Consider the following 26,407-nt stretch of genomic DNA (forward strand, 5'->3'; position numbering starts at 1 on the left):
CCGAAGGGAGATTTTGAATGTGTAGATTAGCAGCTATAACTTCATCCAAATATTTTTCTCCGATGGAGAATATACTTGCTCTTGAAACAATGAAAGAAGGGCATGATGGCTCTGGGCTCGGGCTTACTCTTAAAGATCTCGGAGGAGAGTTTAAAGACCTGAAGGAATACCCTATCCTTTCAGGAATATGTTCAAGAAAGGGTAGAGAAATTCTTGATGCCTGTATGGAAGAGACAGGCTTTAAACTCATCCATAAATGGAAACCCAAAATTAAGCCTGTGAAAGGAATTATAAAAAGAGATTATTATTTTGCAGCAGTGTATGACTATCCTGATGAATGGAAGGACAAATCGTTTAGGGAAAAAGAAAACCTTCTTATGAACACGAGATTAACTCTTAGGAAAATGGGTGAAGCTGATGAATCTATTTTCGTTTTTTCTTTTTATCCTGATGTGATCACACTTAAAGAAGTGGGAGACCCCCTTGAAATTGGCGAGTTTTTTGGACTTGACAAAGACATTCTTAAAGCAAAGGTTATTTTTGCACAGGGCAGACAAAACACCAACTACCAAATTTATCTTTATGCCTGTCATCCCTTTTTCTTACAGGGTTACTGCACAATGACAAATGGTGAAAATACAGCCTTTGTTCCCATAAGAGAATTCTTAATGAGTAGAGGTTTCCCGGGCTATATGGGATATAATTCAGACAGTGAAGTTTTCTGCCACATACTTCACTACACTAATAAGAGGCTCGGTTTCCCGCTTACATATTATAAAGACGTTATCACCCCCCTCAAATGGCAGGAAATTGAACAAAGACCTGATAGAGAAGCACTATCACTAATAAAGCAATCACTTAGACCTTTATGTATCGATGGACCTAACATGGTTATAGGATTTATCCCTGATGGAACATGCTTTATGGTGCAGGACGCAAAGAAGCTAAGACCCGGTGTTGTCGGAGGAGTAAAGGGCAAATATGCCCTAATGTCAGAACTCTGTGGTCTTGATAAAGTTATTCCTGAAAGAGACAAATCAAAGGATATATTTCCAATGAAGTATGACATGGTGATTGTATCACCTGATGCAAAGGAGGTAAAGGTATGGAACCAGCTACAGGCTTAAAGCTTGACTATAACCATAAATTAACTATAAAAGAGTTTCCTTACATTGTTAGATGGAGAGAAGACCGTTGCAAACGTTGCGGTCAATGCACAGCAGTATGTCCAAATGGTGCAATAAAGCCTGCTGTTAAATACACAAGGGTTATTGAATCAGGGGGAGACACACCTAAGCCAAGACCTGTAAGAAGAATCATTCATGTGATTGAACAGGTTAACAACATGGAAAACTATTGCACAGGCTGTGCCATGTGTGCCCTTGTATGTCCCAATAATGCCATTGAACCTGAATACAATCCTCAAAATAAATTTCTCTTTTACAAAAACCGTGGCGGTGAAGGATACAAAAGGGGTGGAAGAAGAAATGACCCTGGAGTTTCCACTCTTGACAGAATTAAATTTACAAGAATATCCATGCTGACTGACCCTGCCTTAGATGCAGGAAGGCATGAATTTAGAGTCCGCTCATACATTGGAAGAATCTTACCACCAGAAGAGTTACCTCTCAAAGTTGAAGATGGTAAACTTGTTGTTGATAAATCTTCAGGTAAGTTCATTCCACCTGTTAGAGAAATATTCCCCATAATGATTGGTAGCATGTCCATTGGAGCTCTCTCACCTCACATGTGGGAAGGGCTTGCCATGGGTGTAGCTTATCTGAATGAAGTTGAAGGAATTCCAGTAGTTATGTGCTCTGGTGAAGGAGGATTCCCTCCAAGACTTCTTAAATCAAGATATGTGAAATATTTTGTCCTTCAGATTGCTTCAGGTTATTTTGGATGGGATAGCATAATTCATACATTGCCTTACATGACAGAAGACCCAGCAGCAATAGAGATAAAGTACGGTCAAGGTGCAAAACCAGGTGATGGTGGACTTCTTATGGCACCGAAAGTAATTAAGCTTATTGCCGAAATAAGAGGTGTTCCCAAATATGTTGACCTTCCCTCTCCTCCAACACATCAGACAAAGTATTCTATTGAAGAGGCAGTTATGAAGATGATTCAGTCCATGTCTATGGCTTTTGGATTCAGAATCCCAGTATATCCAAAAATTTCAGGAACAAAAACAGCAAAAGCTGTATTAAACAACTTAGCCCGTAATCCTTATGCTGCTGCATTATGCATAGATGGAGAAGACGGTGGAACTGGTGCAGCATACAATGTCTCCCTTGATAAAATGGGACATCCTATCGCATCAAACATTAGAGAATGCTACCTTGACCTTGTAAAGCAGGGTAAACAGAATGAACTTCCTTTGATTGCTGCAGGAGGCATTGGTAAAAAAGGTAATCTTGCAGCAAATGCTGCAGCACTTATAATGCTTGGTGCATCAGCTGTTGCAATAGGAAAATACATAATGCAGGCAACAGCTGATTGTCTTGGAGATGAGTATAATAGATGCAATCTATGCAACACTGGTAAATGTCCGAGAGGGATAACAACTCAAGACCCTAAGCTTTACAGACGTCTTGACCCAGATAAAGTAGCAGAAAGAGTGGTGGAGATATTCAAAGCTGCGGATGTAGAGCTTCGTAAAATTTTTGCACCTATGGGAAGAAGTACAGAGCTTCCAATTGGAATGTCTGATGGTTTAAGTATAGATGATAAAGCAATGGCAGAAAGGTTGGAGATAAGCTATGCCTGCTAAGAAAAAAGAACAAAAAGAAATGCCAAAAGTTGGCTTACACGAATCAGTGATTTCCTATCAAGATGCTGTGAGATGGATTGATGACAGAACTGTCACCATATACGGCAATATTAACGGAAAAAGAGTTCCCTCACGAATTCTTGAGGAGTTTATTCAGGAATCAGTAAGGGATGGGGCAAGAAATCTTCATATATATGCAGACGGACAGCACGGAATTGGCGGAAGAATATATCCTCAGGGTGAGCCAATAAAGATTACAATTGAAGGTCCTGTTGGGCAGAGATGCGGCTCAATGGGGATGTTTGGAACAGAGATAGTTGTAAAGGGTGGTGTCTCCGATGACGTGGGATGGCTTAACTGTGGAGCTAAGATAACAGTGCTTGGTGATGCTACAAACGGAGCATGGAATGCTGCTGCACAGGGAATTCTATATGTTCAGGGAAGTGGTGGTGCCCGCTGTGACACAATGACAAAACACAATCCCCGTTTTGACCCACCGCAGTCATGGTATCTAAGAGATGTGGGAGACTCTTTCGCTGAGTTTAAGGCAGGAGGAATAGCTGTAGTGTGCGGCGTAAATCCCCGTAATTCAAGAAGTGTTCTCGGATACAGACCCTGTGTTGGAATGGTTGGTGGTGTTATTTATTTCCGCGGGAGAATAGACGGGTATTCTGAAAGAGATGTGAAACTTCTTGAGATAACTGAGCAGGACTGGCAGTGGCTCTGTGAACATTTAAAGCCCTATCTTACAGCAATTGAGAGAGTAGAACTCTATGATGAACTTACAAAAAGCCCGAATGAATGGCACAAGCTTATTCCCTATACTCCTCAGGAAAGAAGACAGAGACGGTGGTTTAAAGTCTCAATGGAAGAATTCAGAAAAAACTACTGGGAAAAGGAAGTAGGCAAAGGAGGAATTTTTGCCGAATACATTGACCATGAACCAACGATAATCCCATACATTGTAACAGGTGAATATCGTAGATATAAACCAGTTTGGGCAAATGAAAAGTATGCACCACCCTGTGCATACAGTTGTCCAACCCACATACCAACTCATAAAAGAACCGCACTTATAAGGCTTGGAAAAGTAAAAGAAGCCATTGAGATGGTTCTTGAATATAGCCCCTTACCTGCAACTGTCTGCGGAATGATATGCCCCAATCTATGCATGCAGGCATGCACTCGTGGCATAATTGACATGCCAATATCGGTCAAAGAGTTCGGTAAAGCTTCACTGGAGCTTCCAGCACCTAAGAAGCCAAAACCTACAGGTCATAAAGTAGCAGTAATTGGTGCAGGACCTGCTGGAATGTCTGTGGCATGGCAACTAAGCCTTAAGGGACATGAGGTTACCATATATGAGGCAACAGATAAAATTGGAGGTAAAATAGAACTTTGCATACCAGAGCATAGACTTAATAAAGAAATTCTTCATAAAGAAATAGAGAGATTCAAAGAAGTTGTTCCTGATATAAGGCTTAACACAAAAGTGACAAAAGAGCTTTTTGAAGAAATTTTAAAGGAATATGAGTTTGTAGTAATTGCCGTTGGAGCTCACAAACCAAGAAAAATACCTTTCTCCGGCTCAGAGCACACAGTTTCTGCCTATGAGTTCATGAGAGATATAAACAGAGGAAAGACCTATGACCTGAAGGGGAAAAAAGTAGTTATAATTGGTGCTGGAAATGTGGGAATGGACACAGGAGTTGAAGCATTTCTTTGTGGTGCATCATCAGTTACCGCTGTTGATATACAAAAACCAGCTGCCTTTGGTGCTGAGTTTCAATATGCAAAGCAAAGGGGAGTAGAGATTATATGGCCTAAGGTGACAGAAAAATATGTTCCCGAGGAAAAGAAAATCTATTTTACTGATGGAACAAGCTTAGATGCAGATTTCGTTATAGTTGCAATAGGTGATATGCCTGACTTAGACTTTGTTCCTCATCAGATTCATACTGAGAGAGGCTGGGTTGTGATAAATGAGTTTTTCCAGACATCAAATCCAAAAGTATTTGCCATAGGAGATGTAACAGGACTTGGACTTGTAACCCATGCAATAGGACATGGAAGGCTTCTTGCAGAATATCTCCATGGAGAACTCATGCATGCACCAATAACAAGAGATTTAAGACCAAGAATACCCTATGAAAAAGTTAAAATTGACTACTATGAAAGATGTCGTGCTGTAACAAGCCTTGAACAAGAAGCAGAAAGATGTCTATCCTGTGGTTCTTGTAGAGACTGCCACATGTGTGAGATGACATGCTATTGGGGTGCTATAAGCAGAGTAGAAAAGCCCGATGGCAGATATGAATACGTAGTAGATGAAAATAAATGCATTGCCTGCGGCTTCTGCGTAGGAATCTGCCCCTGCGGCGTCTGGGAGATGGTAGAGAATATTTAAAAATACTATCTGTTTTCTAATTCCTCATAGATACTGCTGAACTGCTCAAGGGCGGATTGAAGATTTTCTGTTATCTCCCTTGCGAGTATATCTGGCGAAGGAAGGTTTTCTGAGTCTTCAAGGCTTTCATCTTTAAGCCAAAAAATGTCAAGACTCACCTTATCCCTTTGAATTAATTCCTCATAGGTAAATGCCCTAAATCTTTCTGTCTCCTCTCTGTTTCTTCTATTTTCAGGATTATAGCACCTTATGAAATCCTCAAGATGTTCATATCTCAATGGATTTGTCTTTAGTGTAAAATGCATATTTGTTCTCAGGTCATAAATCCAGAGTTTCTCTGTCCAGGGCTTTTCACTGGCAGGTTTTCTGTCAAAGAAAAGAACATTTGCTTTTACTCCTTGCGCATAAAATATTCCTGTTGGAAGCCTCAAAAGTGTATGAACATCGCATTCAGCAAGCAACTTTCTTCTAATAGTCTCTCCAGCACCTCCCTCAAAAAGCACATTGTCAGGCACAACCATGGCAACTTTTCCATTAATCTTTGTGATAGTTTTTACATGCTGAAGAAAATTCAATTGTTTATTTGATGTAGTTGCCCAAAAATCCCGCCTTTCATAAGTGAGGGATTCTCTATCAGCCTTCCCCTCTCCATTTACAATAGTAATACTGCTTTTCTTTCCAAAGGGTGGATTTGTAAGAATAATATCATAACGCTCTCCTGTATCAGAAATCAGGGAATCTCCTGTAGCAATAGGGCTTTCCTCTCCACCTATGCCATGGAGATAAAGATTCATCACACAGAGTCTAACAACACTATCAACTATATCCCTACCTGAAAAAGTGTTATATTTCAGAAATCTCTTTTGTTCCTTGTCCAGCCTATAATTCTTTGAGATGTACTCATGGGCAGCAAGCAAGAAACCGCCTGTCCCGCAGGCAGGGTCATGAATGGTCTGTCCTGGCTCAGGACTTATACATTCTACAATTGCCTTAATAAGTGGTCTCGGAGTGAAGTATTGTCCAGCACCACCCTTGACGTCTTCTGCATTCTTCTGAAGTAATCCCTCATATATCTCACCCTTTATATCAATATCAAGTCCAGTCCAAGTCTCATTATTAATAAGCTCTATGAGACGTTTTAGTTTCGCAGGGTCTTGAATCTTATTCTGAGCCTTTCTGAATATTACTCCAAGCATGCCCTTTTCTTTTCCCAAACTCTCAAGGATATGACGGTAGTGAACCTCAAGACTGTCTCCATCCCTCTCAATAAGGCTCTGCCAATCAAGCTCTTTTGGAATAATTGAAGGCTTATTAAAAGGTGGCTTTGTCTGTTCATCAGCCATTTTTAAAAAGAGTAGATAGGTAAGCTGTTCTACATAATCTCCGTAGCTTACACCATCATCTCGAAGGACATTACAGTAATTCCATAATCGTTGTACTATGGTTGAAGATTCATTGGGCATGACTTTTTTGGTCGTTTACTTTTAAATTACCTCTCCTTTTTCAGCATAATCAACAATCATTGAATCCCTACTTTCCCACTCTTCAGGTGTCATAGCTACAGCCTCAATTGGCTCAAATATCTCATAAATAGCATCGGAAAGAATCTCTATTCTTTCCCAGTAACTTTTTTCTCTAAAGTCTTCAGATATAACTACTATATCAATGTCACTCCCTTCATGATAAGTCCCTGTAGCATAGGAACCAAAAAGAATTATTCTATCCACTTTTATTCCCTTAGACTCTATGGCTTTTTTGAATCTATATATAATCTCTAAAACTGCTTTTTTTTCCATTCAAGTGCCTCAATACTTTTCTCAATTAAAGCTTTTGTAATAGGCTCGGTGAAGTGTTTTTGAAGTTTTTCTATATCCTCGGGATACCTTGTAACCACATGGGCTTCATTCAGTTTTACGAGAAATTTTCCAATTTCCTCAGGTGGTTTAACACCTATCTTGTTTAAAAGATAAACAAGATTATGAACCTTTGGAGGTATTTCTTTTAATTTTTCTTGATATAGTCCCTTTAATGCCTTCTCAATAGATAGGTGACACATGAAGACAGCATAAAAATATCTGCCTCCACTAAACATAAATTTCGCTGTATCTATGTCATACTCAGCTTGTTTTAACCACTCTGAAGCTCTTTTATTCATACATTCCTATTCTAACAGATTTAATTTTATTTTTATTTGTCTGTTTTGCTTTATCAATTTTTATCCTTTCCAGCAATTTCTCAGCAGGTTCGTCATTAGGGTCTTGTGGCACAAGCTTGCCCTCAAAGGCTTTCTTTAGGATGCTCTGCCTGAGCCTCTCTGCCTGCTTAAGACTCTGGTCAACAATCCCTTCTATCTGCTCAACCACAGAAAATCGCCTCTCTATCTCTGAAACAATCTGCTGCTGCTCTGGAAGAGGGGGAGGGGGATAAATAGATTTGAGATTTGAGATTTGAGATTTGGGATTTGGAGATTGCTGAAAATGTGCTCCCTGTTCCAATCTTACTAATTTCTCTTTCAACATTTCGCAGATAATAAAAAAGGAATTTATAAAGCCCTCCAAATCTAATTGCGGCTAATCCACGGCCTATGCATGAAGTTTCAAAACAGATATTTGTCGGACCAACTGGTGCTCTGATAGATAGTAAGATATCATTTTTCTCAGCAATCTTTTTGGGCTTTGAGCACCATTTTGATGGAATTGGATAGATAAGACCAAATTCGGCTTTCCCTTGATAAAATGGCAATCCAATTCTAACAGTATTGTATGTTTTGGAAGGAGGGGATTGTCCCATGATAATTTCTGCTGCCTCCCCCAACTTTACCCATCTCCACCCCTCAGGCAATTCAGGAAGGTCATTGTTAGCAACTGAAGGTTGCGTGACAATCTCTGAGATTCCTTCGCCACTTCTTTGCTCGGAATGACAGGATGAAGAATTAGTCAACTTGCCCTCAAAGGCATACTTTAAGACAGCCTGGCGATAACGCCTAATCTGAGCCTTTACCTTTTTCAAAGCCTCAACTCCAGCCTCAAGCCTCGTAAACAACTCCTCAATCTTCGCAACAATCCGCTTTTGCTCATTGAGAGGAGGGAGAGGGATAGGTATTTGTTGCATTGATGATTGATTTAATTTAAGCCTTGTTGTACCAGTAACATATCCATGATAATCAAAAATATTTAGGTAATGACATATAAAAGAATTCAAAATAACTCCATTAATTCCTCTTAAAACATGTGCATGGTTATTTACCCAACTTTTTCCTCTGATGATATATGCTTTGTTTTTTGTAGGCTCAAAAAAAGGAGCTCCATCTTCCCCTAATAAAACAAGTTCTTCATCAAATATATAATCATCAATCCAACCAACTTGTCCTGTAGCACCATAGTAAGGTATTAATTCTGACGGAGATTTACCAGAAATTCTTTTTTCTCTCTCATCCGTATTAACAGGTATCCTCTTATTATCTAAGATTTCTACAACCTCCCCCAACCTCGTCCACACCCAGCCATTTGGAAGAGTTTTAGAAACTTCATCATGCAAATCCATATTTCTGTTCTCTTTTCTCGAAAGCATCCTTCCCACCTTCTAATATTTCACAGACATGCTCTCTAATACCCTGTTTCTCTAATAGAAGATTTGATGCATCATCTTTAAATGTATTTTCAAGAGAACCACTGACATAGGAAACTCTTGATTCCTGACTTTCTAAACCTCTATCAAAATTAGCCACGATAACTTGTTCTGAGTCTGTATTCACAACAAGATTGGGATTATGTGTGGCAATAATTACCTGTCTTCTTTTCTTGGCATTCCTGAAATATCTAACGAGCGTATGATAAACAGACCTATTATCAAGATTCTCCTCCGGCTGATCTATTAGAATAGGTCTTTTATCTTCCTGATCAAGTTCTAAAAATAAGATAATAAGTGCTAATCCTTTTAAGCCCGGCGATAAATGATTAAGCTCAATATCATTAAACTTAATTGAATAACTAATATTGTAGTATTTTGTTGAATAGAGCCAATTATAAAAATCTAGTTCAATATATCTTCTTTTTTTTAATTGAGAGGCAAGGGTTCTATCATTTTTAGTAAATAACTCCTCAACCTCTTTTAAAAATCTTCTGATAGATTCCTTATTGCTATCCGATATTTTTTCACCTTCTAAATCTAAATTAAACTTCAACTCTTCTAATCTTTCTTTAAGCGCCTCAGGTCTTGATTGGCGAAACACCCCATCTGCCCTTAAATCAATCAATTCATGCCCATCACTTGACATAGAGTTTAAGTCAAAATCAAATTTAACTGTAAAATCAAATAATTTTTCGTTTATTTCTCCGCTTGCCTTTAAGACTTTCTCTAACGGCGAATAAATATTTTTAAGAACATCTTTTTCCTCAAATAATAGTTCAAAGAACTTTATAAAAATATTTTCTCTTTCCTTTAATAATTGTGGCAAAAGATGTTCAGCAGTTTCTATTTTTTGTATATCAGAAATTAAAGATTCTCTCTTTTTTTTCAGTTCTGATAAAGACTTATTTATTTCTTCAATTTTATTCTGCTTTGATTTCTCAAGTGCTAATTTATCTTTTTCTTTTTCAAAATTAGTGTTAACTACTTTTAATTCTTCTTTTTTTTCTTCTATATCATTTTCAAGAAGTTTTTTCCTGGCAATCAGTATCTGCTCTAAATCTTCAGGATATAAAACAATCTTTATTTCATCAATTTGATCTTTAGTAACTCCTACAGCCGAAAAGTCAAGTTTCAATTCATTTAAGAATTTTTTAGAATCCTCATGGAAGTTAGATACCTTATTATTTATCTCCTTTATTTTTAATAGCTTACTTTCAATTTCTGAGATTGTCTTCTCAAGGTTTGACTTTTGTTCTGTAAGAGATTGAATTTTTTGGAGAATTTGTTTTTGTTCATCAGAATCTTTTATAGCATCAGATATTTTCTTAATTTCATTCTCTAAGTTTTCTATTTCTTCTTTAGCTTTTCTAATATTTTCCTCTTTGGAAGGCTTAGAGTTAATTAAATCATTATAGTTATATATTTGCACATTTATGCTCTGTATCTGTTTAGTGACTCTTTCTTTATTGCTATGAATAATCTTCAATTGAGCATCTTTATAACTTTTGAAATTTACGTATGTTGCCTTAAGTTCCGATGGTATATTCTGAAAAATTACATCTTCAATTTGCCTTTCAAGTTCATTTTTACCAACTTCTGAACATAGTTGCTCAACATAATCTTGTGGCAAATATCTTACTTTGCCTTCTTTATCGAATTCTTCCAATTTGTCTTTAATCTCTTCTTCAACAGAACTTCCATCATCCCACTCGAGTTTTATTTTCGTTCCTTTTAAATCTCTAAATGCTCTTTTCAAAAATGACTTAGATTTATTCTCATCTTTCTCATAACACTTGTAACTTCCTGCTGCGTACGCAATTAAATCTAAAATAGCGGTTTTACCGGTTCCCTTTCCTCCAATGATACTGACTAAACCATCATTTAATAAAATAGGTTTGCTGTCAAACCACTTATTCGAATTAGAAATAGTAATTGATTTAATTATTTTATTCCTTTCTATTTTTTGTGGAGACTCCTCGCCTATGTAAACCCTCTCCTCAGGCTCATAAATTATCTGTTTTAAACCTTCAAATGTAGGATCAGCCTTAATCCAGCAATATCTTAATAAACAATTCGATTGATTGTTGCAATTATGACCAGGTTCACTTCTCTTTATACAAGGATAGCATATTTCAATGATTTTGTGAGCATCTGATCCATGAATACATGGTTTCAATCTACCATATTTTCTAGTTATCACGTCTGAATTATCACTTTTTTTCCCTAAAAAATAGTCCCTATCATTTGGATTAGATGAAAAAATACAGTCAGCAAATCTGTATATATTCTCTCTTGTAGCAGCAAGGCTTGAATGTTGAATTCCCGATGCACCATCTCCACTTCTGTTTGATACAACAATTATTGAATTATCACGCAACGCCTTATCTTTCTTTATTATATCTTCTACTTTCTCAAAAGAAACCTTAAATTGTTCAATTCCAATCTTATATGCAATATTTTCCTGAAGACTGTTGTCATTTCTATATTTTCTTCCAAGTTTTATTAGATCGTTTCGGATACACTTATAGACCTCATTTTGATAGTTAAATTCAAGGCTTGAAAAAAATTTACTGTCAAGATCATCAACAATTTCTGGCGAAAAAATTATATGCAAATTGATTGGAGAATCAGTAGAGGTTACAGGAATGATTCTAATTTCTACATTAGGCAGTAAACACTCAATATTATTCAAATTGCCTGCATCTTTATATTCCTTTACTTTTTTGTATCCTTCTATGGAAAAATAATCAGTTAATCCTATTACAGAAATATCTGTAAGAGATTCTAATTTTTCCAAATACTTTTCCCACTTTTCGTCATCATTTATACCGTCAAATTGGTTGTTTAATACAGATGCTGGAGTATGTACATGCAAATCCCACTTACGCCATTCAGAGCCCTTGGGATATCTAAAAAATGACATATTACTCCCCCCTCACCCCAAGATTTCCATCTCCCTCCTTATATAATCCACCCCATTTTTCTCAAACTCTGTGAATTCTGGGAAAACTTTATCAACAGCAGTCATTAGTCTTTTCTGGTCATTCCTGCTAAGACAATCAAGGCTTTCCAAAACAGTAACACTTCTGAACTTTAACTTTTCTATAATAAATTTCTGACAGGAGATTATTGTTAACCTCGCTGTTGATGAATTATTCACACCAAAAAGATAAACTGGAACTCTACTGTGGTTAAAACAATAATTTACTTCATACTCAGGCATATCAGGTAAAGGATGAAAGTTTTTTTTCGGTTCATATTGAGCAAGATTTGTAAAAACAAAATCATCAAGCATCTCAAAAAAGAGGCTCTGGATAACCTCTCTTTTATAAAGTTTCATATTACTTACTTTTAATATAACGCCTATAAATTGCATTAATGCAGGATAAAGATGTTCTAATTCTGTATCAAGAAATAAAATTCCTCTCTCGTTCTGTATATTATATGATGAAATTATTGAGTTAAATATACGTTCTTTATTCGGTGTATCAATGTCATATGAATATGATAATCTCATTAATGTTAAACCATAATCTGATATCCTAAAGAGGTTATTTCCAAGTGGAGTAATAAAGACCTCAACCATATCTCCATCTTCATGATAAAAAGGTATCAAAACCTGCCAGACATTAGGTCTTTTTTCTCTTAAACCAATCTTCTGACTACATTGTTTCTGAAGTATCTCCAGTATTTCTCTCATAAGTCACCAAATAAACTCTTTTGAAAATCAAAATAATCATTAGCGTTTATAATATTTGTCCTTTTAATAAAATAATCAAGAGCCTCTTTATAAGAATTATATCTATCAGTTATCTCAGCAAAAGAGAGTTTACGAATATCCTTTTCAATATCGTCATTTTTTATCATATGAATGTGATAATCATAATGAGGAGAAGGTTTTAAGATGTCTTCGGTCACATAATGAGGTCCATTACACCTAATTAAAGGCATTCCTTTATCAGGAGAGGGAAGAAGATCAAGTCCTATGGAAAAATTTTCCTGAAATTCCTTGTGTTTTCTTATGAACATCCTGAATTTATAATTTCCATCAATAGATTGGAGTTTAAAATCCCTTCTGAAGTGTTGATATTCTTCACTAAACTCCTTTGAAGAGCTCTCAATAATTCTTTTGGGCATTATTATTAATCTCTCAATTTCTCTTTCTATCATATACTTTCATCCCACCAATACCTCATTTAATTCCTCTAAAATTATATCAGATTCTGTCCCAAAGAGGTAGTGGAATCTCATGAGTCCGCCCTTTTCGTAAAAGGGGGCGTAATCAAAGTCTTCTAATTCTATGGAGCATGAGGTGGCTATATGGTCTTTTATCATTGTGAGCCATTCAAGTTGTTCAGGTGTAAAGGTTTTGCCAGAGCGTTGCTGTTCTCTTAGCCAATCGCTAAATCTCTCCTCAACTATCTCTGGAAAGGGCTCAAGAAACTCGGTGCTGCCGAGAGTAAAGCGGAGGAGGGAGATTATATCTGTAAGCAGTCTCTGAGGACCTGCCTTTTTGACCTTTGACCTTTCAAGTTGCTCATAGGCTTTCCATACAAGCTCTGTTGTAAGGTAATAGGGTGGTTTCTGAATTGCATCGGCAAGCCTCTTTATCTCTTCATAGGTTATGTGCCTTCTACCATAGGGCTTTTTGTAAAGAAGTTCAATAGCAATAAGCTCGTCTTTGTTTTCTTCAATAAATCTCTTGAATGTATCTATGATTGTCTTTGCCTTCTCCTTAGCAGAATCATCAAATCCAGCAAGTATGACCCTGTCTTTACTTATTGTATCAATAATCTGTTCATTCCTCTTTTTTATTGTAATGAGTATCTCTCTTAGGTCAGGGTTATCAAAGGGCTTGCATGCCTCATCAACAAGATTCTCTAAGGCATTCTTTATTTGCTCATTAGAGGGATTATCCGTATTAAATATCTCCTTTGCCTTTTCAATCTTTTTGTCAGGGTCTATGGCATCAATAAGCCTGTTAATAATCTCTTTTATTTTTCTTCCACCTGCTAAAGCTTCAATCTCCCTTCTGTCCTTTTCATTAAGTTCTCTGTCAAGCTTGCTCAAACGGGCTACAAGCGAGCTGAGGGTATCTTCATCCCTGTTTCCGAGAGCTACTGAATGAATCAGCTTATCAAAGGGAATACTTCTTTTTCTCTCAAGGGGGCGGGAGTCTGTCTTATCATTCTCACATACACCAACGGCATCTACAATAATAAAATGTGTTTTATGAAGGGCATCGGGTGTAACAGCCTGAAGGTCATCAGGGGAAATAACCCTCGTACCCCTTCCCTTCATCTGTTCAAAATAAACACGTGATTTTACATCCCTCATGAAAATGAGGCATTCAAGGGGTCTTATGTCTGTGCCAGTGGAAATCATGTCAACTGTCACAGCAATCCTTGGATTATAGGAGTTCCTGAAGCTTACTATAAGGTCTTCGGGTTTTTCTCCTGTTGTCCTGTAGGTAATCTTTTTACAGAAGTCATTTCCCTTTCCAAACTCCTCTCTCACAATATGAACAATGTCTTCTGCATGGGAATCATCTTTTGCAAAGATAAGGGTCTTTGGGACTTCTGTCCTTCCAGGAAAAAGTTCTGTAAATAATTTCTCCTTGAAGGTTTTTATAATTGTCCTTATCTGGTCTGGTGCAACAATATCTCTGTCTAATTGGGAGGGAGTGTATTCAAGGTCTTCATCAAGCTGTTCCCATCTAAGCTGCCTTGTTAATTTATCTCTTTTGTCAACATAAAAGCCCGCTTCAACTTTACTCCCCTTCTCTGTAATCTCTGTCTTTATGCGATAAACGTCATATCCCACATTCACTCCATCGGCAACTGCTCTTTCATGGCTGTATTCCATAACAAGATTCTGATTAAAAAATCCGAGCGTCTGTTTTGAGGGCGTTGCTGTAAGTCCAATGATATAGGCATCAAAATACTCAAGAACCTGTCGCCATATATGGTAAATTGACCTATGGCATTCATCTGTAACAATAAAATCAAAGGTCTCTATAGGAATCTGAGGGTTGTAGGATATCTCCTTTGGTTCATCTGCTGAAGGATATTCAAAACCTGAAAATTCTTCAAGTTCAGGGGAAAACTCTGTCTCTCCCTTGAGCATTGAATAGAGTCTCTGAATGGTAGTGATGCATACACGGCTTACAGGGTCAATGGTGTTTGAGGTAAGATGCTGAATATTGTAGAGTTCTGTAAATTTTCGTCCATCATCAGGTGTTATGTATTGCTGAAACTCATTTCTTGTCTGTCTGCCAAGATTGCTTCTGTCAACAAGGAAAAGAACTCTTCTCGCGTTTGCAAACTTGATAAGTCTATAGATGAAGCTCACGGCTGTAAAGGTTTTCCCTCCACCTGATGCCATCTGTATAAGTGCCCTTGGTCTGTCTTCTGAAAGAGACTTCTCAAGATTTTTGATTGCTTCAATCTGACACTCTCTCAGTCCTTGAGTGTATAGTGGCGGCATCTTTTTCAGTCTGCCTCTTAAGGTATCTTTTTCATTAAACCATTCAAGCAATGTTTTTGGTTGATGAAAGGCAAATACTCTTCTTGAGCGTGGTTCAGGGTCTTTTAAATTCCTGAAAAATGTCTCTGTACCTGTGCTTTCGTAAGCAAAGGGCAGGGTTTCTAATATTATCGGAAGATTGTTGGTAGGGTTTAATATGTATTTCGCAGTTTGTTCTGCAACTCCGCTTAGGGTTGTCCCTTCAGGCTTTGCCTCAATGACACCAACAGGAACCCTATTTACAAAGAGTAGATAATCAGCGATGCCCTCACTCAAGGGAAATTCACGAACAGCAACACCTAAGGAATCGCTAAGATTTACTCTACGATAATCCTGAACAACCCAACCAGCTTTTTCAAGAAGATTATCAATCCTTTCTCTTGCCTGTTGTTCTGGCGTCATAACATTCCCTTAAAGTTTCATATGAACATTATAACAGAACATTTAGTTAACTAATAAGTGTTCTAATTTAATTTCATGCTAAAAAGTGTATAATTAATCATAGATTCCATCATTCAGGAGGCTAAGATGAAGGGAAAAAACTTTACAAGGAGGGAATTTATAAAGGCTGCTGGAGCTGGTGCCACTCTTTTGCTTGCTAACAAATTTGGAATTCATTCTTTAGCATGGGCTGATAGTAAAAAGAAAACTTTAAAAATGGTGCTTGTTGACTATACTAAATGCACTGGATGTAGAACCTGTGAGGCAGTCTGCTCAGCCTATCACAATCCTGTTATAGTTAATGGTAAAAGTCTTCCAGGGCTTGGAAACCCTGTGTATTCAAGAATACGTGTGCATAGCTTTAATCCAGACGTGGACATCCCCAATGTGTGCAACATGTGTCCTGATGCACCCTGCGTTAAAGCCTGTCCTGTTGAGCCAGAGCCAAAGACAGGGCGGAGAGCCATTTATAGGGATGAGAAAACTCAAACCATTCAGAATGACCCCAAACGCTGTATTGCCTGCGGAAGCTGTGCAAAAGCCTGTGCTGAGCAAAGAACTGGTGTTATTGAGCTTGACCCTCAGACAGGAAAACCTCGCCCCACATGTAACCTCTGTGGAGGAGAGCCTCAATGTGTAAAACACTGTCCCTTCAATGCTCTTTCTGTTGTTGAGGTTAAAACCAGTAGCAAATTTTACGGTAAATCACCCAAAAAGATTGCCACTGAGCTTTCAAAACAGTGGTATGGCAAAGTAATTTAGGAGGCGTAAAATGAGTTCAATTAAGGGATATTATGGTAAATTGCTTTACATAAACCTTACGACCGGCAAGATTGAAAAAAGGGAAATCCCTGAGGAAGACCTTGCCAAATTTATCGGAGGACGGGGTTTAGGAGTAAAAATTTTATGGAATCATCTGCAAAAACCCGGAGTTGACCCACTTTCCCCTGAAAATCCTCTCATTTTCATGACAGGTCCCTTTTCTGGATTTCCTGTTCCTTCTTCATCAAGAACCTGTGTGGTTACAAAATCACCTATAACATCTCCTGTGCATTCTCCCTATCCACATGCATCAACTCTCACATACTCAAATATTGGTGGATTCTTCGGTCCTGAGCTTAGGTTTGCAGGTTATGATGGAATTGTAATTACTGGTAAAGCAAACTCTCTCTGCTACATTGTGATAGATGACGATAAGGTAGAAATTCGTGATGCTAAGAAATTTAAAGGCATGCGGACAGATGCCTTTGACAAGGCAATTTTGGAAGAACTCAAAGACAGAAGATATAAAACAGTATACATTGGACCAGCTGGTGAAAATCTTGTCCGATATGCCTCCATACTTCACACTTCTACCCGTGCAGCAGGTCGTGGCGGGGTGGGATGTGTTATGGGTTCAAAAAATTTAAAAGCTATTGCAGTAAAGGGAAGTAAGCAGCCCGATGTTGCTCATCATAAAAAATTTATTGAAATTCTTGAAAAAGCCAGATTAGTGTTAAACAACTCTCCTAATACAAAAAACTGGAGATCCTATGGAACAGCTGGCTATATTGTAAAAAGTAGTGATCAAGGCACAGAAACAGTGCGTAACTTCAGAGAAGGCACTTTCCCGGAAGCATATAAAATTGGTGCAGAGGCAGCAAGAAGGGATGTCTGGGTAAGGGATATTGCCTGTATGTATTGCCCACTTGCCTGCAAAAAGAGCGGCCGCACAAAGGGTAAATATGGTGGTATTGTTCATGATGGGCCAGAGTATGAAACCGGAACAATGCTTGGCTCTAATCTTTTAATATCAGACATGGCTGGTTTACTCAAGATAATCTATAATGTTGATGACCTTGGTTTAGACGCAATTTCAACTGGAGCAGTTATCGGATTTCTAATGGAAGCCTATGAAAAGGGAATGATTAATAGAAAATTCCTTGACGGAATTGAGCTTAAATGGGGAAGCGTTGATGCAACCCTTGCCATAGTACAAAAAATTGCATACAGAGACGGGATCGGAGACCTTGCCTCAAAGGGTGTAAAGGCATTATTTCAAAAAATTGGTCAGGGTAGTGAAAAGTTTGCCATACATGTAAAAGGACTTGAGCTTGCTGCCCACAACATTCAAGCAAATCCGCCAAGAGCACTCTGCTATGCTACTGCAAACAGGGGTGGATGTCACTTAAATGGTGACAGTGTTGAAGCGCAGAATTTTAGGGCTATGATTGACTCAACAGGAGTATGTTTATTCGCTGCCATGGATAAAGTCTATGAAGAACCAATAATTTCCATGCTCAGTGCAATAACAGGAGTTGAATATGACAGAGCACAGTTTCTTAAGGCAGGAGAGAGAGTCTTTAACTTAGAAAAGCTCTTCAACTACTGTGAGGGCTTCCGAAGAGAAGATGATTGGTTACCTGACCGCTTTTTTGAAGATGCCTTCACAATAGGACCGAAAAAAGGTGCTGTACTTGATAGGGCTAAGTTCCGTGACATGCTAACTCAATATTACAAAGAAAGAGGTTGGGATCCTGAAACCACCAAACCTACGGAGGCTAAATTAAAGGAACTTGAGCTGGATAAAATTATTAGTTAGTAGATTATTTTATTTCTTTTTTTATTTCAGAAGTTCTTTAGGCTCGGGCTGGCATTAAAGTTTTATCTTGCCATTCCAAAAATAAATATAGTATATTTATTAATAAAACTTTTATGGAGGTGTTAATTTGTTAATAGTGGAAGAAAAAAAAGAGTTTACGTTGCGGGGAAAAAAAATAACTATATGTAAAGATGATGTTTTAAAAATTTTATCAAAATACAAAGAAGAATCTTATCCGCAAAAAGGGCAAACTTCCAATTATTATCTTGTTTTAGAAGGAAAACTTATTCCTATTAAAAAAGCTTTGTTATTTGTTTTAGAAGATTTAGGACATGATTTTACTATACTTGATTTTGTTACACATGATGCTGTTCGTATTTTTCGCGCCTTAGGGTTTCCGATAGTTGTTGGTAAAGGCAACAAAAATCTTTTAAAATCCTTTATCGGTAGCCTCAGTCTTCAAGGGAATGCGATAGAGGACAAGAAAAATATATATGAATGAAAATTTCTATCTTCTTGATACCTCTTTTATTGTTGCTTTTCTGTCTTCAAAAGATGTTCACCATAAAAGAGCTTTAGAACTTTTTGTGCAAACTGAAGGTATATTTGCTTCTAATTTCTTAGTTTTTCAAGAAACAGTAACTGTTATATGCAGAAGAGCAAGAGAACAAAATATGCTCTCATCAAATTTATTCAGAATAATTAATGATTTTTTCAATACAATAATGATAATTAATGAAATACCACCTAGGGAAGAAATATTAAAAATCATGGAAAATTCTCAATTTCTTTTAAGTTTTACAGATGCTTCATTAATTTATTATTCTGGCAAACTTAAAGCAGAAATTCTCACATTTGACAATAACCTGCTTTCAATCAAATAAAATTTATTCGCCCCAGAAAGCTTTATAAAAATTCTTTGCTCGCTGAGAGTATTCGGAGAGCATTTTTTCTGCTTCAGTAAGAATCTGCTCTTTTAAAGGATGGTCTTCAAACCATTCAATTAGCATCTCTTTTGTTACTTCAATATGAAACTGCAAAGCATAGACATTATCTTTGTATCTAAATGCCTGATTTTCATAGACTGAAGACTTTGCAAGATGCACTGCCCCAATAGGCAAATCAAAGGTATCTCCGTGCCAGTGAAATACTTTAAATTTTCTCCATACATCACCAACAGAAGGATGCTTTGCAAGAGAAATCATTACAGGGTCCCTTAAACCATCACCGGTAAGTTCTATATCATGCCAGCCTATTTCTTCGCCATGTCCTTTATATACCTTTGCACCGAGTGTATAGGCAATGAGCTGAGCGCCAAGACATATTCCAAGCACCTTTAGATTTCTATTTATTGCCTCTCTTATAAGCCTTGAAACCACCTTAAGATGGGGATATTTATCCATCTCATAAACCCCCATAGGTCCACCCATTACTATTAAACCGCTATAGCCCTCAAGAGTTGAGGGTGTATCGCCATCTTCTGATTCAAAAATTTTATAAGGCGTGGAATTCTCAACTAAATAATTCTCTATACTGCCAGGACCTTCTGTCTTTATATTCTTAATTATCGCTATCATGTAAATTTACTCCCTTTTTTATAATAATTCCGTATTTTTTTATTCTATAATTAAGCTGCCTTTCAGTAAGACCCAAAGCCTGTGCGGTTTTTCTTATATTGAAATTAAATTTTGGCAGCGTATCCATTATTCTAATTCTTTCAAGTTCCTCAACCTCTGTGGGAAGCTTTAAATCTCCTAAGGAATAGGGCTTTAATTTAAAAACCCCTCTAACAGTATCAGGAAGGTCGTAGACCTTTATTTTACTACTCTCTGTCATGACAACAAGCCTTTCTATAGTGTTTGCAAGTTCTCTTACATTTCCGGGCCAATCATAGGAAACAAGCACTTTTAAGGCTTCTTCATCAATTGAAACAGATTTTCTATAAATATTGCAGAAACTCTTAAGATAGTACTCCACAAGCAGAGGAATATCCTCTTTTCTTTCTCTTAGAGGTGGAATATAAATTGGAATAACATTAAGCCTCCAGAATAGGTCTTCCCTGAAGTTTCCCTTTCTTATTTCCTCTGAGAGGTCTTTGTTTGTAGCTGATATGAGTCTTACATCTACCCTAATAGTTTTTGATGAACCAAGAGGCTCAACTGTTCTTTCCTGAAGCACCCTCAGTAGCTTTGGCTGAAGTGAGAGTGGTAACTCTGCTATTTCATCAAGAAAAATAGTGCCTCCATTTGCCTGTTCAAATTTACCAATTCTTTTTACAGCACCTGTGAATGCACCTTTTTCTGAACCAAAAAGTTCTGCCTCAAGAAGATTTTCTGGAATTGCTGCACAGTTTATTGCAACAAAGGGTCCCTTTGCTCTTTTACTTTGAAAATGAATTGTCTTTGCTATAAGCTCCTTACCTGTGCCAGATTCTCCAAACAGTAGCACTGTGGCATCTGTTGAAGCAACTTTCATTACTGTTTTAAGAACTGCCTGAAAAGAAGGTGACTGTCCAACAAGATTGGGAAAATTGTATCTGTCCTTAAGCTGAGCTCTCAGAATAATATTTTCATCTTCCATGATTTTATAGCTTTCCCATAATTTGATAAACTGTCCAATTAAAGAGGCAACCACAGAAAGCACTCTTAAGTCATCATCCACATCTCCTTGCTCTTCAGCATAAATTCTGTCAGCAGATATAACACCAAGTATTTCATCCTCTATTCTTATAGGAACACAAAGAAAAGAAATGCCTTTTTTATTAGGTCTACTTCCTGTTTTATTAAGAAACTGAGGTTCTTTCTCTATATCTGGAATAAACATCGGCAACCCTGTCTCTATAACTTTGCCTACAATACCTTCACCAATTCTATATCTTCCTCTGCTCATCTCTTCTTGAGTTAATCCATAGGCAGCAACAATACTGATTTCTTCTGTCTTTTTATCAAAGATAAAAATACTACCTCTTCTCATATCAAGCTCTTTTGATAAAATTTCAAGGACAGAATATAGATTTTGCGCAAGGTCAAAGGAAGACGTTAAAACTCTGCTTACCTCAAAAAGTGCCTTCAATTCTATGTTTTTATGTCTGGTCATACATTGGACGGCAAACAATTGCCGATAAACTATTATAACATTTGCGGTTAAGAAATGGAAGAGACAATAGATATAGGAGTCAATTTACCATCTATTTAATATTCATCCAAAGCCTCTTCAAAATATTTATCAAATAAATATTTAACATCTGGATACTTCCTTAAAATCTGCATTTCGTAATTTTCTTTGAATTGGTCTGAAATCTTATAGATACACTCACCTTCAATTGCTTCCATTTGTAGTAAGCTATGGCATTCCTAAAGAAAAACTAAATCTAATGTATAAGGCTTAAAAAATTCAGATAGTTCATTATATAAATCTGAATAAAGTATTTATAGCCCTTTTCTTTTGAGAACCAAACACATAGGCAAGGGCTACGTTATATTTTCTAAAAAGTCCTGAGAGTTTTTTAATTTTCTCCATACTATAAAATTATAGCACAATAAAAAATTGTAAGCAGAAAGCAATAAAAAAGGCAGGCATGGTAGAGCCTGCCTTGTAATGCAAAGACCGAATATCAAACTGCCTGTTCACCCTTTTCTTTTGTTCTGATTCTTACTGCATCTTCAACAGGAATAATAAATATCTTACCATCACCCACATTGCCAGTGTATGCTTTTTCCTGTATGACTTTAACTACCTTTTCTACAAGGCTATCTGGCACAACAACCTCAATCTTTATCTTGGGTATAAATAAAACCTCAAGTTCACTACCTCTATAAATCTCTACATGTCCTTTCTGCCTACCAAAACCCTTTACATCTGTAACTGTCATTCCCTGAATACCTGCGAGAACAAGGGCTTCTTTTACTTCTTCAAATTTAAAGGGTTTAATTATTGCCTCAATCTTTTTCATCGTATTCCTCCTTTTTATAGGTTATACGCCCTTTCACTATGCTGAGATGAATCAAGTCCTATAATTTCCTCTTCCTCAGTAACTCTAATCTTCATGAATATTCTAATCACTAAGAATATTAACGCAGTCATTATTGCTGTGTAAACTATTGTTACTACCACTGCAATTGTCTGTGTCCATAGCTGTTCTGGATTTCCGTAAAGAAGTCCTTTACCAGCCTCATTAATTGCAGGGTCTGCAAAAACTCCTGTTAAAATTGCACCAATTATTCCTGCAACACCGTGAATTCCAAATACATCAAGGGCATCGTCATAACCAAGCTTTGGTTTCATTGCTGTTACGCTGAAGTAGCATATAAATCCTGCCAGAGCTCCAATTATTATTGAACCAATGATATTTACAAAGCCTGCAGCAGGAGTAATTGCAACAAGACCTGCTATCATACCTGATGCAAGTCCAAGCACAGTAGGTTTCTTTGTCACTGCCCACTCTGTAAACATCCAAGCAAGTGCTGCTACTGCTGTAGCTGTATTTGTGTTTATGAATGCCTGTGCAGCAAGCCCGTTTGATGCAGCTGCACTTCCCGCGTTAAATCCAAACCATCCAAACCAAAGAAGCGCAGCACCAATTGCAACCAGAGTAAGGTTATTTGGAACAAGCAGAGTATTTTTTCTTTTACCAAGTATGAGAACTCCAACTAAAGCAGCGACCCCTGCATTAATATGAACAACTGTTCCACCAGCAAAATCAAGAGCTCCCATCTTTGCAAGAAATCCTCCACCCCATACCCAGTGAGCAATAGGAACATAGACAAGGCTCATCCAAAGAATTGTAAAGAGCACCCATGCTGAAAACTTCATTCTTTCAATGTAGGCTCCACTAATCAAAGCTACTGTAATTGCAGCAAAGGTAAGCTGAAATATTGAGAACAAAACCTCTGGTATAGTTCCCTGCAATGAATCAATCTTTACCTCGCTCAAAAAAGCTTTATTAAACTGTCCAATTATTCCACCAATATCACCTGAGAAAGCTAAGCTGTATCCATAGGCTATCCATAGGAAACTTGCCAAGCAATAGGCTACAAAGCTCATAGCAATAGTGTTAAGCACATCCTTTCTTTTAGCCAAACCACCGTAAAACAGTGCAAGTCCTGGCACTGTCATCAGCATAACAAGAGCTGTTGCTACAATCATCCATGCAGTATCACCTGTATCAAGCTTTGGCTGAGGCTGTGCTGTCTGCCCTGTTAGCCCAGGTTGGGCTTGCGGCTGAGGAATATCTCCTTCAGCAAATATTATGTTTGTTGATAACGCTAATACCATCAAAATAAGTAAAAATATTGTAATCAATCGTTTCATTTTTTCCCTCCTTTAAAAGCTAAAAGTAATACCTACGCCTGCTACCCATGTGTCATCAAGATGTCCATTGTGATTATAAGAACTGCCATCAACAACTCTTTTTGCCTTGTTTGAAAGAGGAAACCAGTATTGAACCACTGGCTGAACAGTTACATTTTTCATAACTGGTATTGTAAAGCCTGCCTGAAGCTTTCCATCGTGAAAAGCACTGTATTTTTTGCCTGTGTATTCTCCTGTGCTACTGTCATAGGTTCTCCAGTAAGAATCATCGCCCTTGAAATAGCCAAAGGATGCTGCAAGGTCAAGGGTTATGTCTTTGTAAACCTCAAAAGAATGAGAAAAGGACAGATTCACATAGGTGCCTGGATATGCAGAGATGTCACGGTAAATTGTAAGTGTAGGTTTTGAAATAATATCATAACTTGCACTTAAAAAAACTTCCTCTGTTTCATCAGTATATTTTGTTCCATAGTAGATATAACCACCTGTCAAAGAAAGTTTATCAATTGGATAAGTATAACTCAGTGTAAGGTCAGACTCATTAAAGCTTTTTCTGCTTGGTCTGTCTGGAACAAAACTCTGGGTTTGTCTTTCATTTGTATCAATGTTTCCCCAGTAATTCACAGAAAAACCCTTGTAAGAAACTGTAACAGATGGTTGAATTACAACGCTACCTGAACTAAGTTCATAACCACGAAATATGTACCTGCTGTAAATTCCTGCAGAAACACTACCCGTTACTTTGTCCTCCTGTTTTGGTTCTTCTTTTTTAACTTCCTCTGCCATTGCCAAGGAAAAAGAAAAGAAAATAACCAAGACTACCGATACTAAATACTTAAAATGTCTCATAACAGCACCTCCATTGAGTTTTTTTATTTATAAAAGCTAAATTCGTGCCAGATAAAACTCTTTGAAATTTAAAGATTTTTTAAAACAAAAGAAATTACAATTATGTAGAACTTTACAATTTTGTAAATATCTTCATAGAGGCTATTCAATTATATTAACTATTCCATTTCGTCCCCCTTGATGAATACGAAAACTTGTCCTGAAAGAGTCATACTGAGGTAAAGCGAAAGGTCTTTTCCCTTGGACGTGAAGAGATTCTTCACTTCGTTCAGAATGACAAAGGGAAGATAAATGAAAAAATATTGAAGATTCAGGCGCTTTTCATAATAATAGAGAAAGCATTCTTTTATTAAACTATTCTCTGATTTCCAAACTCAATTATTTTTCTTAAATCAACATCTGCTCCTAAAACTCCTATAAACTCTCCTTTTTCATTAAATATGGGAGAAGAGACTGTAAAGCAGTAAGAATTTGTAGCAACTGAAATATAAATATCGGAAATATAAGTTGAAAGCCTTTTTTTTGCCTCTATAAACCATTTTCTATTTGACCAGTCTTCACCATATCCTGTAGAACCATATTGGGCTTTGAACTCTCCTCTTGACACATTTTCAGTTATTTGAACACCTTTTTCATCTGTGACATAGAGAAGTTCAAAAATATCATATTGATAAATTAATTCTCTAAGATATTGCTCCATAGTGAAATGAAACATTGATTTAAGCTCCCTTGAAAGAGTTGCGTTTTCTACAATCTCTCTGGCATATTTATGAATTCTGCTTCTTACTTTTCCTATATCTAAAATCTGTTCTTCCGATAATGTATGGAGTTTATTTGCAAATCCTTTTAGATTATTTGAGGAAAGCACGGCATTTTTTACGAAATTCGACAATACATATAACGATTGTTCCACATTGTCAACTGTATTTTTTAAATTATCTGACACATTTTCTAATTTTTCAGCATTTCGGACAAGCTCTTCAAGAGGAGTATCTATGGATTCAAATTTCTTTCTATTTTCAGTAACCTTAACATAGGTTTTCTGCACCTGTTTTTCAATAATATTAGTTTCAATCTTTATTTTTTCAATAAGAGAGAATATATTTTTGGTTTTTGATGAAACATCTTTTGTTGCTGACATAGTTGCATGGGCGAGTTTTCCTACTTCCTCTGCTACGATTGCAAAGCCTCTACCATGTTCGCCAGCACGAGCAGCTTCTATAGATGCATTAAGGGATAATAGTTCGGTTTTATCTGCGATTTCCTTTATTGTTGTGGCAAGAGATGAAATCATTTTAATAGCATCGTATACACTCAATGTAGTAGATACCAGAGTTTCAACAGCCTGTTTAATTGAAAGCATGCTTGTTTCTGTTTCCTTAAAACTCTCCTTAGTAAGGGTTATATTTTCACTTACCCTGAATACTCTTTTTAAATTTTCGGTAGCAGAAATGGAAACTTCCTCTAATACTGTCCTGACTGCATCCATCTCCTTTGAAACAAGATTAACTACTCCATCAATTTTTTCTGTGCCTGATTTTAAAACCTCTGCTTCTTTTTCAATTAGAGGAGAAAGATCAACAAGTTCAATAGATTTACTTAAAATTTTTTCCATTAATTCATTATTATTTCCTTGTTGATTTTGATAGCTTTTTCCATTTCTTTTATTCATTAATTTTGATAAAGTTCCAAACATTTTAGCCCTCCTTTAAAATTTCATACATTTTAAAAACTTCAAATATTTCTTTTTTTTATTTCAATTGTTATGCCATATAAAAAATTAAGAAATTCAAGAAGATTAGTAGTGAAAAATTCTACATTTTTGTATGAATTTGCATTTTTGTAAAATTAAATACCTGGCATAAAGGATAAAAGATTGGAGGGAAGAGGT

The 26,407-nt window shown here is 36.9% G+C and carries 23 protein-coding genes; 7 read left to right on the top strand and 16 right to left on the bottom strand.

What is annotated here, in order from left to right; genetic code table 11:
- Nucleotides 1-17: 17 nt before the first annotated feature.
- Genes FLY87_RS01005 through FLY87_RS01015 form a run of 3 tightly spaced genes read left to right on the top strand, consistent with a single transcriptional unit; the run spans nt 18 to nt 5,180 of the window.
- On the top strand, nt 18-1,127 hold the full coding sequence (locus tag FLY87_RS01005; protein WP_141266129.1) for a glutamate synthase: 1,110 nt from the start codon (nt 18-20) through the stop codon (nt 1,125-1,127).
- The gene (locus FLY87_RS01010; RefSeq protein WP_028842517.1) at nt 1,106-2,773 is read left to right on the top strand and encodes a glutamate synthase-related protein; all 1,668 of its coding nucleotides are present in this window, start codon (nt 1,106-1,108) and stop codon (nt 2,771-2,773) included. Before FLY87_RS01005 ends, FLY87_RS01010 begins: the two co-directional genes overlap by 22 nt.
- Nucleotides 2,763-5,180, top strand: coding sequence for an FAD-dependent oxidoreductase (locus tag FLY87_RS01015; protein ID WP_051345845.1), 2,418 nt, complete (start codon nt 2,763-2,765; stop codon nt 5,178-5,180). Before FLY87_RS01010 ends, FLY87_RS01015 begins: the two co-directional genes overlap by 11 nt.
- Before the next feature lie 5 nt (nt 5,181-5,185).
- Here the strand turns inward: FLY87_RS01015 and FLY87_RS01020 are convergent, their stop codons facing one another.
- Genes FLY87_RS01020 through FLY87_RS01060 form a run of 9 tightly spaced genes read right to left on the bottom strand, consistent with a single transcriptional unit; the run spans nt 5,186 to nt 15,737 of the window.
- Complete coding sequence (locus tag FLY87_RS01020; RefSeq protein ID WP_012545613.1) at nt 5,186-6,643, bottom strand: class I SAM-dependent DNA methyltransferase; 1,458 nt, start codon at nt 6,641-6,643, stop codon at nt 5,186-5,188.
- A 21-nt stretch (nt 6,644-6,664) separates the two neighbouring features.
- Entirely contained in the window at nt 6,665-6,976 is a 312-nt protein-coding gene (locus tag FLY87_RS01025) for a nucleotidyltransferase domain-containing protein (protein WP_012546474.1), read from the bottom strand.
- Nucleotides 6,955-7,335: a HEPN domain-containing protein gene (locus FLY87_RS01030; RefSeq protein WP_012545820.1), complete on the bottom strand. Its 381-nt coding sequence runs from the start codon at nt 7,333-7,335 to the stop codon at nt 6,955-6,957. The genes FLY87_RS01025 and FLY87_RS01030 overlap by 22 nt, the downstream gene beginning before the upstream one ends.
- Nucleotides 7,328-7,543, bottom strand: coding sequence for a hypothetical protein (locus FLY87_RS01035; RefSeq protein WP_200855664.1), 216 nt, complete (start codon nt 7,541-7,543; stop codon nt 7,328-7,330). The genes FLY87_RS01030 and FLY87_RS01035 overlap by 8 nt, the downstream gene beginning before the upstream one ends.
- A complete protein-coding gene (locus tag FLY87_RS01040) occupies nt 7,536-8,723 on the bottom strand; it encodes a restriction endonuclease subunit S (RefSeq protein WP_200855665.1) in 1,188 nt (395 codons plus the stop codon). Before FLY87_RS01040 ends, FLY87_RS01035 begins: the two co-directional genes overlap by 8 nt.
- Nucleotides 8,710-11,733 carry a TrlF family AAA-like ATPase gene (locus FLY87_RS01045; protein ID WP_012544913.1) on the bottom strand — a complete coding sequence of 1,008 codons (3,024 nt, stop codon included), beginning with the start codon at nt 11,731-11,733 and terminating at the stop codon, nt 8,710-8,712. Before FLY87_RS01045 ends, FLY87_RS01040 begins: the two co-directional genes overlap by 14 nt.
- A 12-nt stretch (nt 11,734-11,745) precedes the next feature.
- The gene (locus FLY87_RS01050; protein WP_012546132.1) at nt 11,746-12,510 is read right to left on the bottom strand and encodes a DUF1828 domain-containing protein; all 765 of its coding nucleotides are present in this window, start codon (nt 12,508-12,510) and stop codon (nt 11,746-11,748) included.
- Nucleotides 12,507-12,980: a hypothetical protein gene (locus FLY87_RS01055; protein ID WP_012545772.1), complete on the bottom strand. Its 474-nt coding sequence runs from the start codon at nt 12,978-12,980 to the stop codon at nt 12,507-12,509. Before FLY87_RS01055 ends, FLY87_RS01050 begins: the two co-directional genes overlap by 4 nt.
- A gap of 6 nt (nt 12,981-12,986) precedes the next feature.
- Nucleotides 12,987-15,737: a type I restriction-modification enzyme R subunit C-terminal domain-containing protein gene (locus tag FLY87_RS01060; protein WP_012546856.1), complete on the bottom strand. Its 2,751-nt coding sequence runs from the start codon at nt 15,735-15,737 to the stop codon at nt 12,987-12,989.
- Nucleotides 15,738-15,863: 126 nt separating this feature from the next.
- Here FLY87_RS01060 and FLY87_RS01065 point away from each other — a divergent pair, with 126 nt between their 5' ends.
- The 4 genes from FLY87_RS01065 to FLY87_RS01080 all read left to right on the top strand — a co-directional run bounded on the left by FLY87_RS01065 (nt 15,864) and on the right by FLY87_RS01080 (nt 19,241).
- Nucleotides 15,864-16,538 (top strand): 4Fe-4S dicluster domain-containing protein, encoded by a 675-nt coding sequence (locus tag FLY87_RS01065; protein ID WP_012545542.1) that lies wholly within the window; start codon nt 15,864-15,866, stop codon nt 16,536-16,538.
- Nucleotides 16,539-16,548: 10 nt separating this feature from the next.
- Nucleotides 16,549-18,357 carry an aldehyde ferredoxin oxidoreductase family protein gene (locus tag FLY87_RS01070; protein ID WP_012545213.1) on the top strand — a complete coding sequence of 603 codons (1,809 nt, stop codon included), beginning with the start codon at nt 16,549-16,551 and terminating at the stop codon, nt 18,355-18,357.
- Between the two features lie 136 nt (nt 18,358-18,493).
- Complete coding sequence (locus tag FLY87_RS01075) at nt 18,494-18,859, top strand: hypothetical protein (RefSeq protein ID WP_164924865.1); 366 nt, start codon at nt 18,494-18,496, stop codon at nt 18,857-18,859.
- Nucleotides 18,852-19,241: a PIN domain-containing protein gene (locus FLY87_RS01080; protein ID WP_012546554.1), complete on the top strand. Its 390-nt coding sequence runs from the start codon at nt 18,852-18,854 to the stop codon at nt 19,239-19,241. The genes FLY87_RS01075 and FLY87_RS01080 overlap by 8 nt, the downstream gene beginning before the upstream one ends.
- A gap of 3 nt (nt 19,242-19,244) precedes the next feature.
- On the opposite strand, the gene FLY87_RS01085 is transcribed toward FLY87_RS01080, so the two are convergent.
- From FLY87_RS01085 to FLY87_RS01120, 7 genes are all read right to left on the bottom strand, one after another.
- The gene (locus tag FLY87_RS01085; protein WP_012545422.1) at nt 19,245-19,934 is read right to left on the bottom strand and encodes a type 1 glutamine amidotransferase; all 690 of its coding nucleotides are present in this window, start codon (nt 19,932-19,934) and stop codon (nt 19,245-19,247) included.
- A complete protein-coding gene (locus FLY87_RS10355; protein ID WP_012546159.1) occupies nt 19,918-21,453 on the bottom strand; it encodes a sigma-54-dependent Fis family transcriptional regulator in 1,536 nt (511 codons plus the stop codon). Before FLY87_RS10355 ends, FLY87_RS01085 begins: the two co-directional genes overlap by 17 nt.
- 95 nt (nt 21,454-21,548) lie before the next feature.
- On the bottom strand, nt 21,549-21,689 hold the full coding sequence (locus tag FLY87_RS10210) for a hypothetical protein (RefSeq protein WP_012546560.1): 141 nt from the start codon (nt 21,687-21,689) through the stop codon (nt 21,549-21,551).
- Nucleotides 21,690-21,970: 281 nt separating this feature from the next.
- Complete coding sequence (locus tag FLY87_RS01105) at nt 21,971-22,309, bottom strand: P-II family nitrogen regulator (protein WP_012545312.1); 339 nt, start codon at nt 22,307-22,309, stop codon at nt 21,971-21,973.
- A gap of 14 nt (nt 22,310-22,323) precedes the next feature.
- On the bottom strand, nt 22,324-23,667 hold the full coding sequence (locus tag FLY87_RS01110) for an ammonium transporter (RefSeq protein WP_028842530.1): 1,344 nt from the start codon (nt 23,665-23,667) through the stop codon (nt 22,324-22,326).
- Nucleotides 23,668-23,679: 12 nt separating this feature from the next.
- The gene (locus tag FLY87_RS01115; protein WP_012546145.1) at nt 23,680-24,516 is read right to left on the bottom strand and encodes a TorF family putative porin; all 837 of its coding nucleotides are present in this window, start codon (nt 24,514-24,516) and stop codon (nt 23,680-23,682) included.
- A gap of 349 nt (nt 24,517-24,865) precedes the next feature.
- Nucleotides 24,866-26,212, bottom strand: coding sequence for a methyl-accepting chemotaxis protein (locus tag FLY87_RS01120; protein ID WP_012545572.1), 1,347 nt, complete (start codon nt 26,210-26,212; stop codon nt 24,866-24,868).
- Nucleotides 26,213-26,407 lie beyond the last annotated feature (195 nt).

The organism is Thermodesulfovibrio sp. Kuro-1 (assembly GCF_006538445.1).
GTDB classification, from domain to species: Bacteria; Nitrospirota; Thermodesulfovibrionia; order Thermodesulfovibrionales; family Thermodesulfovibrionaceae; genus Thermodesulfovibrio; species Thermodesulfovibrio yellowstonii.

Bases quoted from the DNA above. Each gene is read 5' to 3' on its own strand.
- FLY87_RS01005 (WP_141266129.1), top strand. From the start codon at position 18: ATGTGTAGATTAGCAGCTATAACTTCATCCAAATATTTTTCTCCGATG.
- FLY87_RS01010 (WP_028842517.1), top strand. From the start codon at position 1,106: ATGGAACCAGCTACAGGCTTAAAGCTTGACTATAACCATAAATTAACT.
- FLY87_RS01015 (WP_051345845.1), top strand. From the start codon at position 2,763: ATGCCTGCTAAGAAAAAAGAACAAAAAGAAATGCCAAAAGTTGGCTTA.
- FLY87_RS01020 (WP_012545613.1), bottom strand. From the start codon at position 6,643: ATGCCCAATGAATCTTCAACCATAGTACAACGATTATGGAATTACTGT.
- FLY87_RS01025 (WP_012546474.1), bottom strand. From the start codon at position 6,976: ATGGAAAAAAAAGCAGTTTTAGAGATTATATATAGATTCAAAAAAGCC.
- FLY87_RS01030 (WP_012545820.1), bottom strand. From the start codon at position 7,335: ATGAATAAAAGAGCTTCAGAGTGGTTAAAACAAGCTGAGTATGACATA.
- FLY87_RS01040 (WP_200855665.1), bottom strand. From the start codon at position 8,723: ATGGATTTGCATGATGAAGTTTCTAAAACTCTTCCAAATGGCTGGGTG.
- FLY87_RS01045 (WP_012544913.1), bottom strand. From the start codon at position 11,733: ATGTCATTTTTTAGATATCCCAAGGGCTCTGAATGGCGTAAGTGGGAT.
- FLY87_RS01050 (WP_012546132.1), bottom strand. From the start codon at position 12,510: ATGAGAGAAATACTGGAGATACTTCAGAAACAATGTAGTCAGAAGATT.
- FLY87_RS01055 (WP_012545772.1), bottom strand. From the start codon at position 12,980: ATGATAGAAAGAGAAATTGAGAGATTAATAATAATGCCCAAAAGAATT.
- FLY87_RS01060 (WP_012546856.1), bottom strand. From the start codon at position 15,737: ATGACGCCAGAACAACAGGCAAGAGAAAGGATTGATAATCTTCTTGAA.
- FLY87_RS01065 (WP_012545542.1), top strand. From the start codon at position 15,864: ATGAAGGGAAAAAACTTTACAAGGAGGGAATTTATAAAGGCTGCTGGA.
- FLY87_RS01070 (WP_012545213.1), top strand. From the start codon at position 16,549: ATGAGTTCAATTAAGGGATATTATGGTAAATTGCTTTACATAAACCTT.
- FLY87_RS01080 (WP_012546554.1), top strand. From the start codon at position 18,852: ATGAATGAAAATTTCTATCTTCTTGATACCTCTTTTATTGTTGCTTTT.
- FLY87_RS01085 (WP_012545422.1), bottom strand. From the start codon at position 19,934: ATGATAGCGATAATTAAGAATATAAAGACAGAAGGTCCTGGCAGTATA.
- FLY87_RS10355 (WP_012546159.1), bottom strand. From the start codon at position 21,453: ATGACCAGACATAAAAACATAGAATTGAAGGCACTTTTTGAGGTAAGC.
- FLY87_RS10210 (WP_012546560.1), bottom strand. From the start codon at position 21,689: ATGGAAGCAATTGAAGGTGAGTGTATCTATAAGATTTCAGACCAATTC.
- FLY87_RS01105 (WP_012545312.1), bottom strand. From the start codon at position 22,309: ATGAAAAAGATTGAGGCAATAATTAAACCCTTTAAATTTGAAGAAGTA.
- FLY87_RS01110 (WP_028842530.1), bottom strand. From the start codon at position 23,667: ATGAAACGATTGATTACAATATTTTTACTTATTTTGATGGTATTAGCG.
- FLY87_RS01115 (WP_012546145.1), bottom strand. From the start codon at position 24,516: ATGAGACATTTTAAGTATTTAGTATCGGTAGTCTTGGTTATTTTCTTT.
- FLY87_RS01120 (WP_012545572.1), bottom strand. From the start codon at position 26,212: ATGTTTGGAACTTTATCAAAATTAATGAATAAAAGAAATGGAAAAAGC.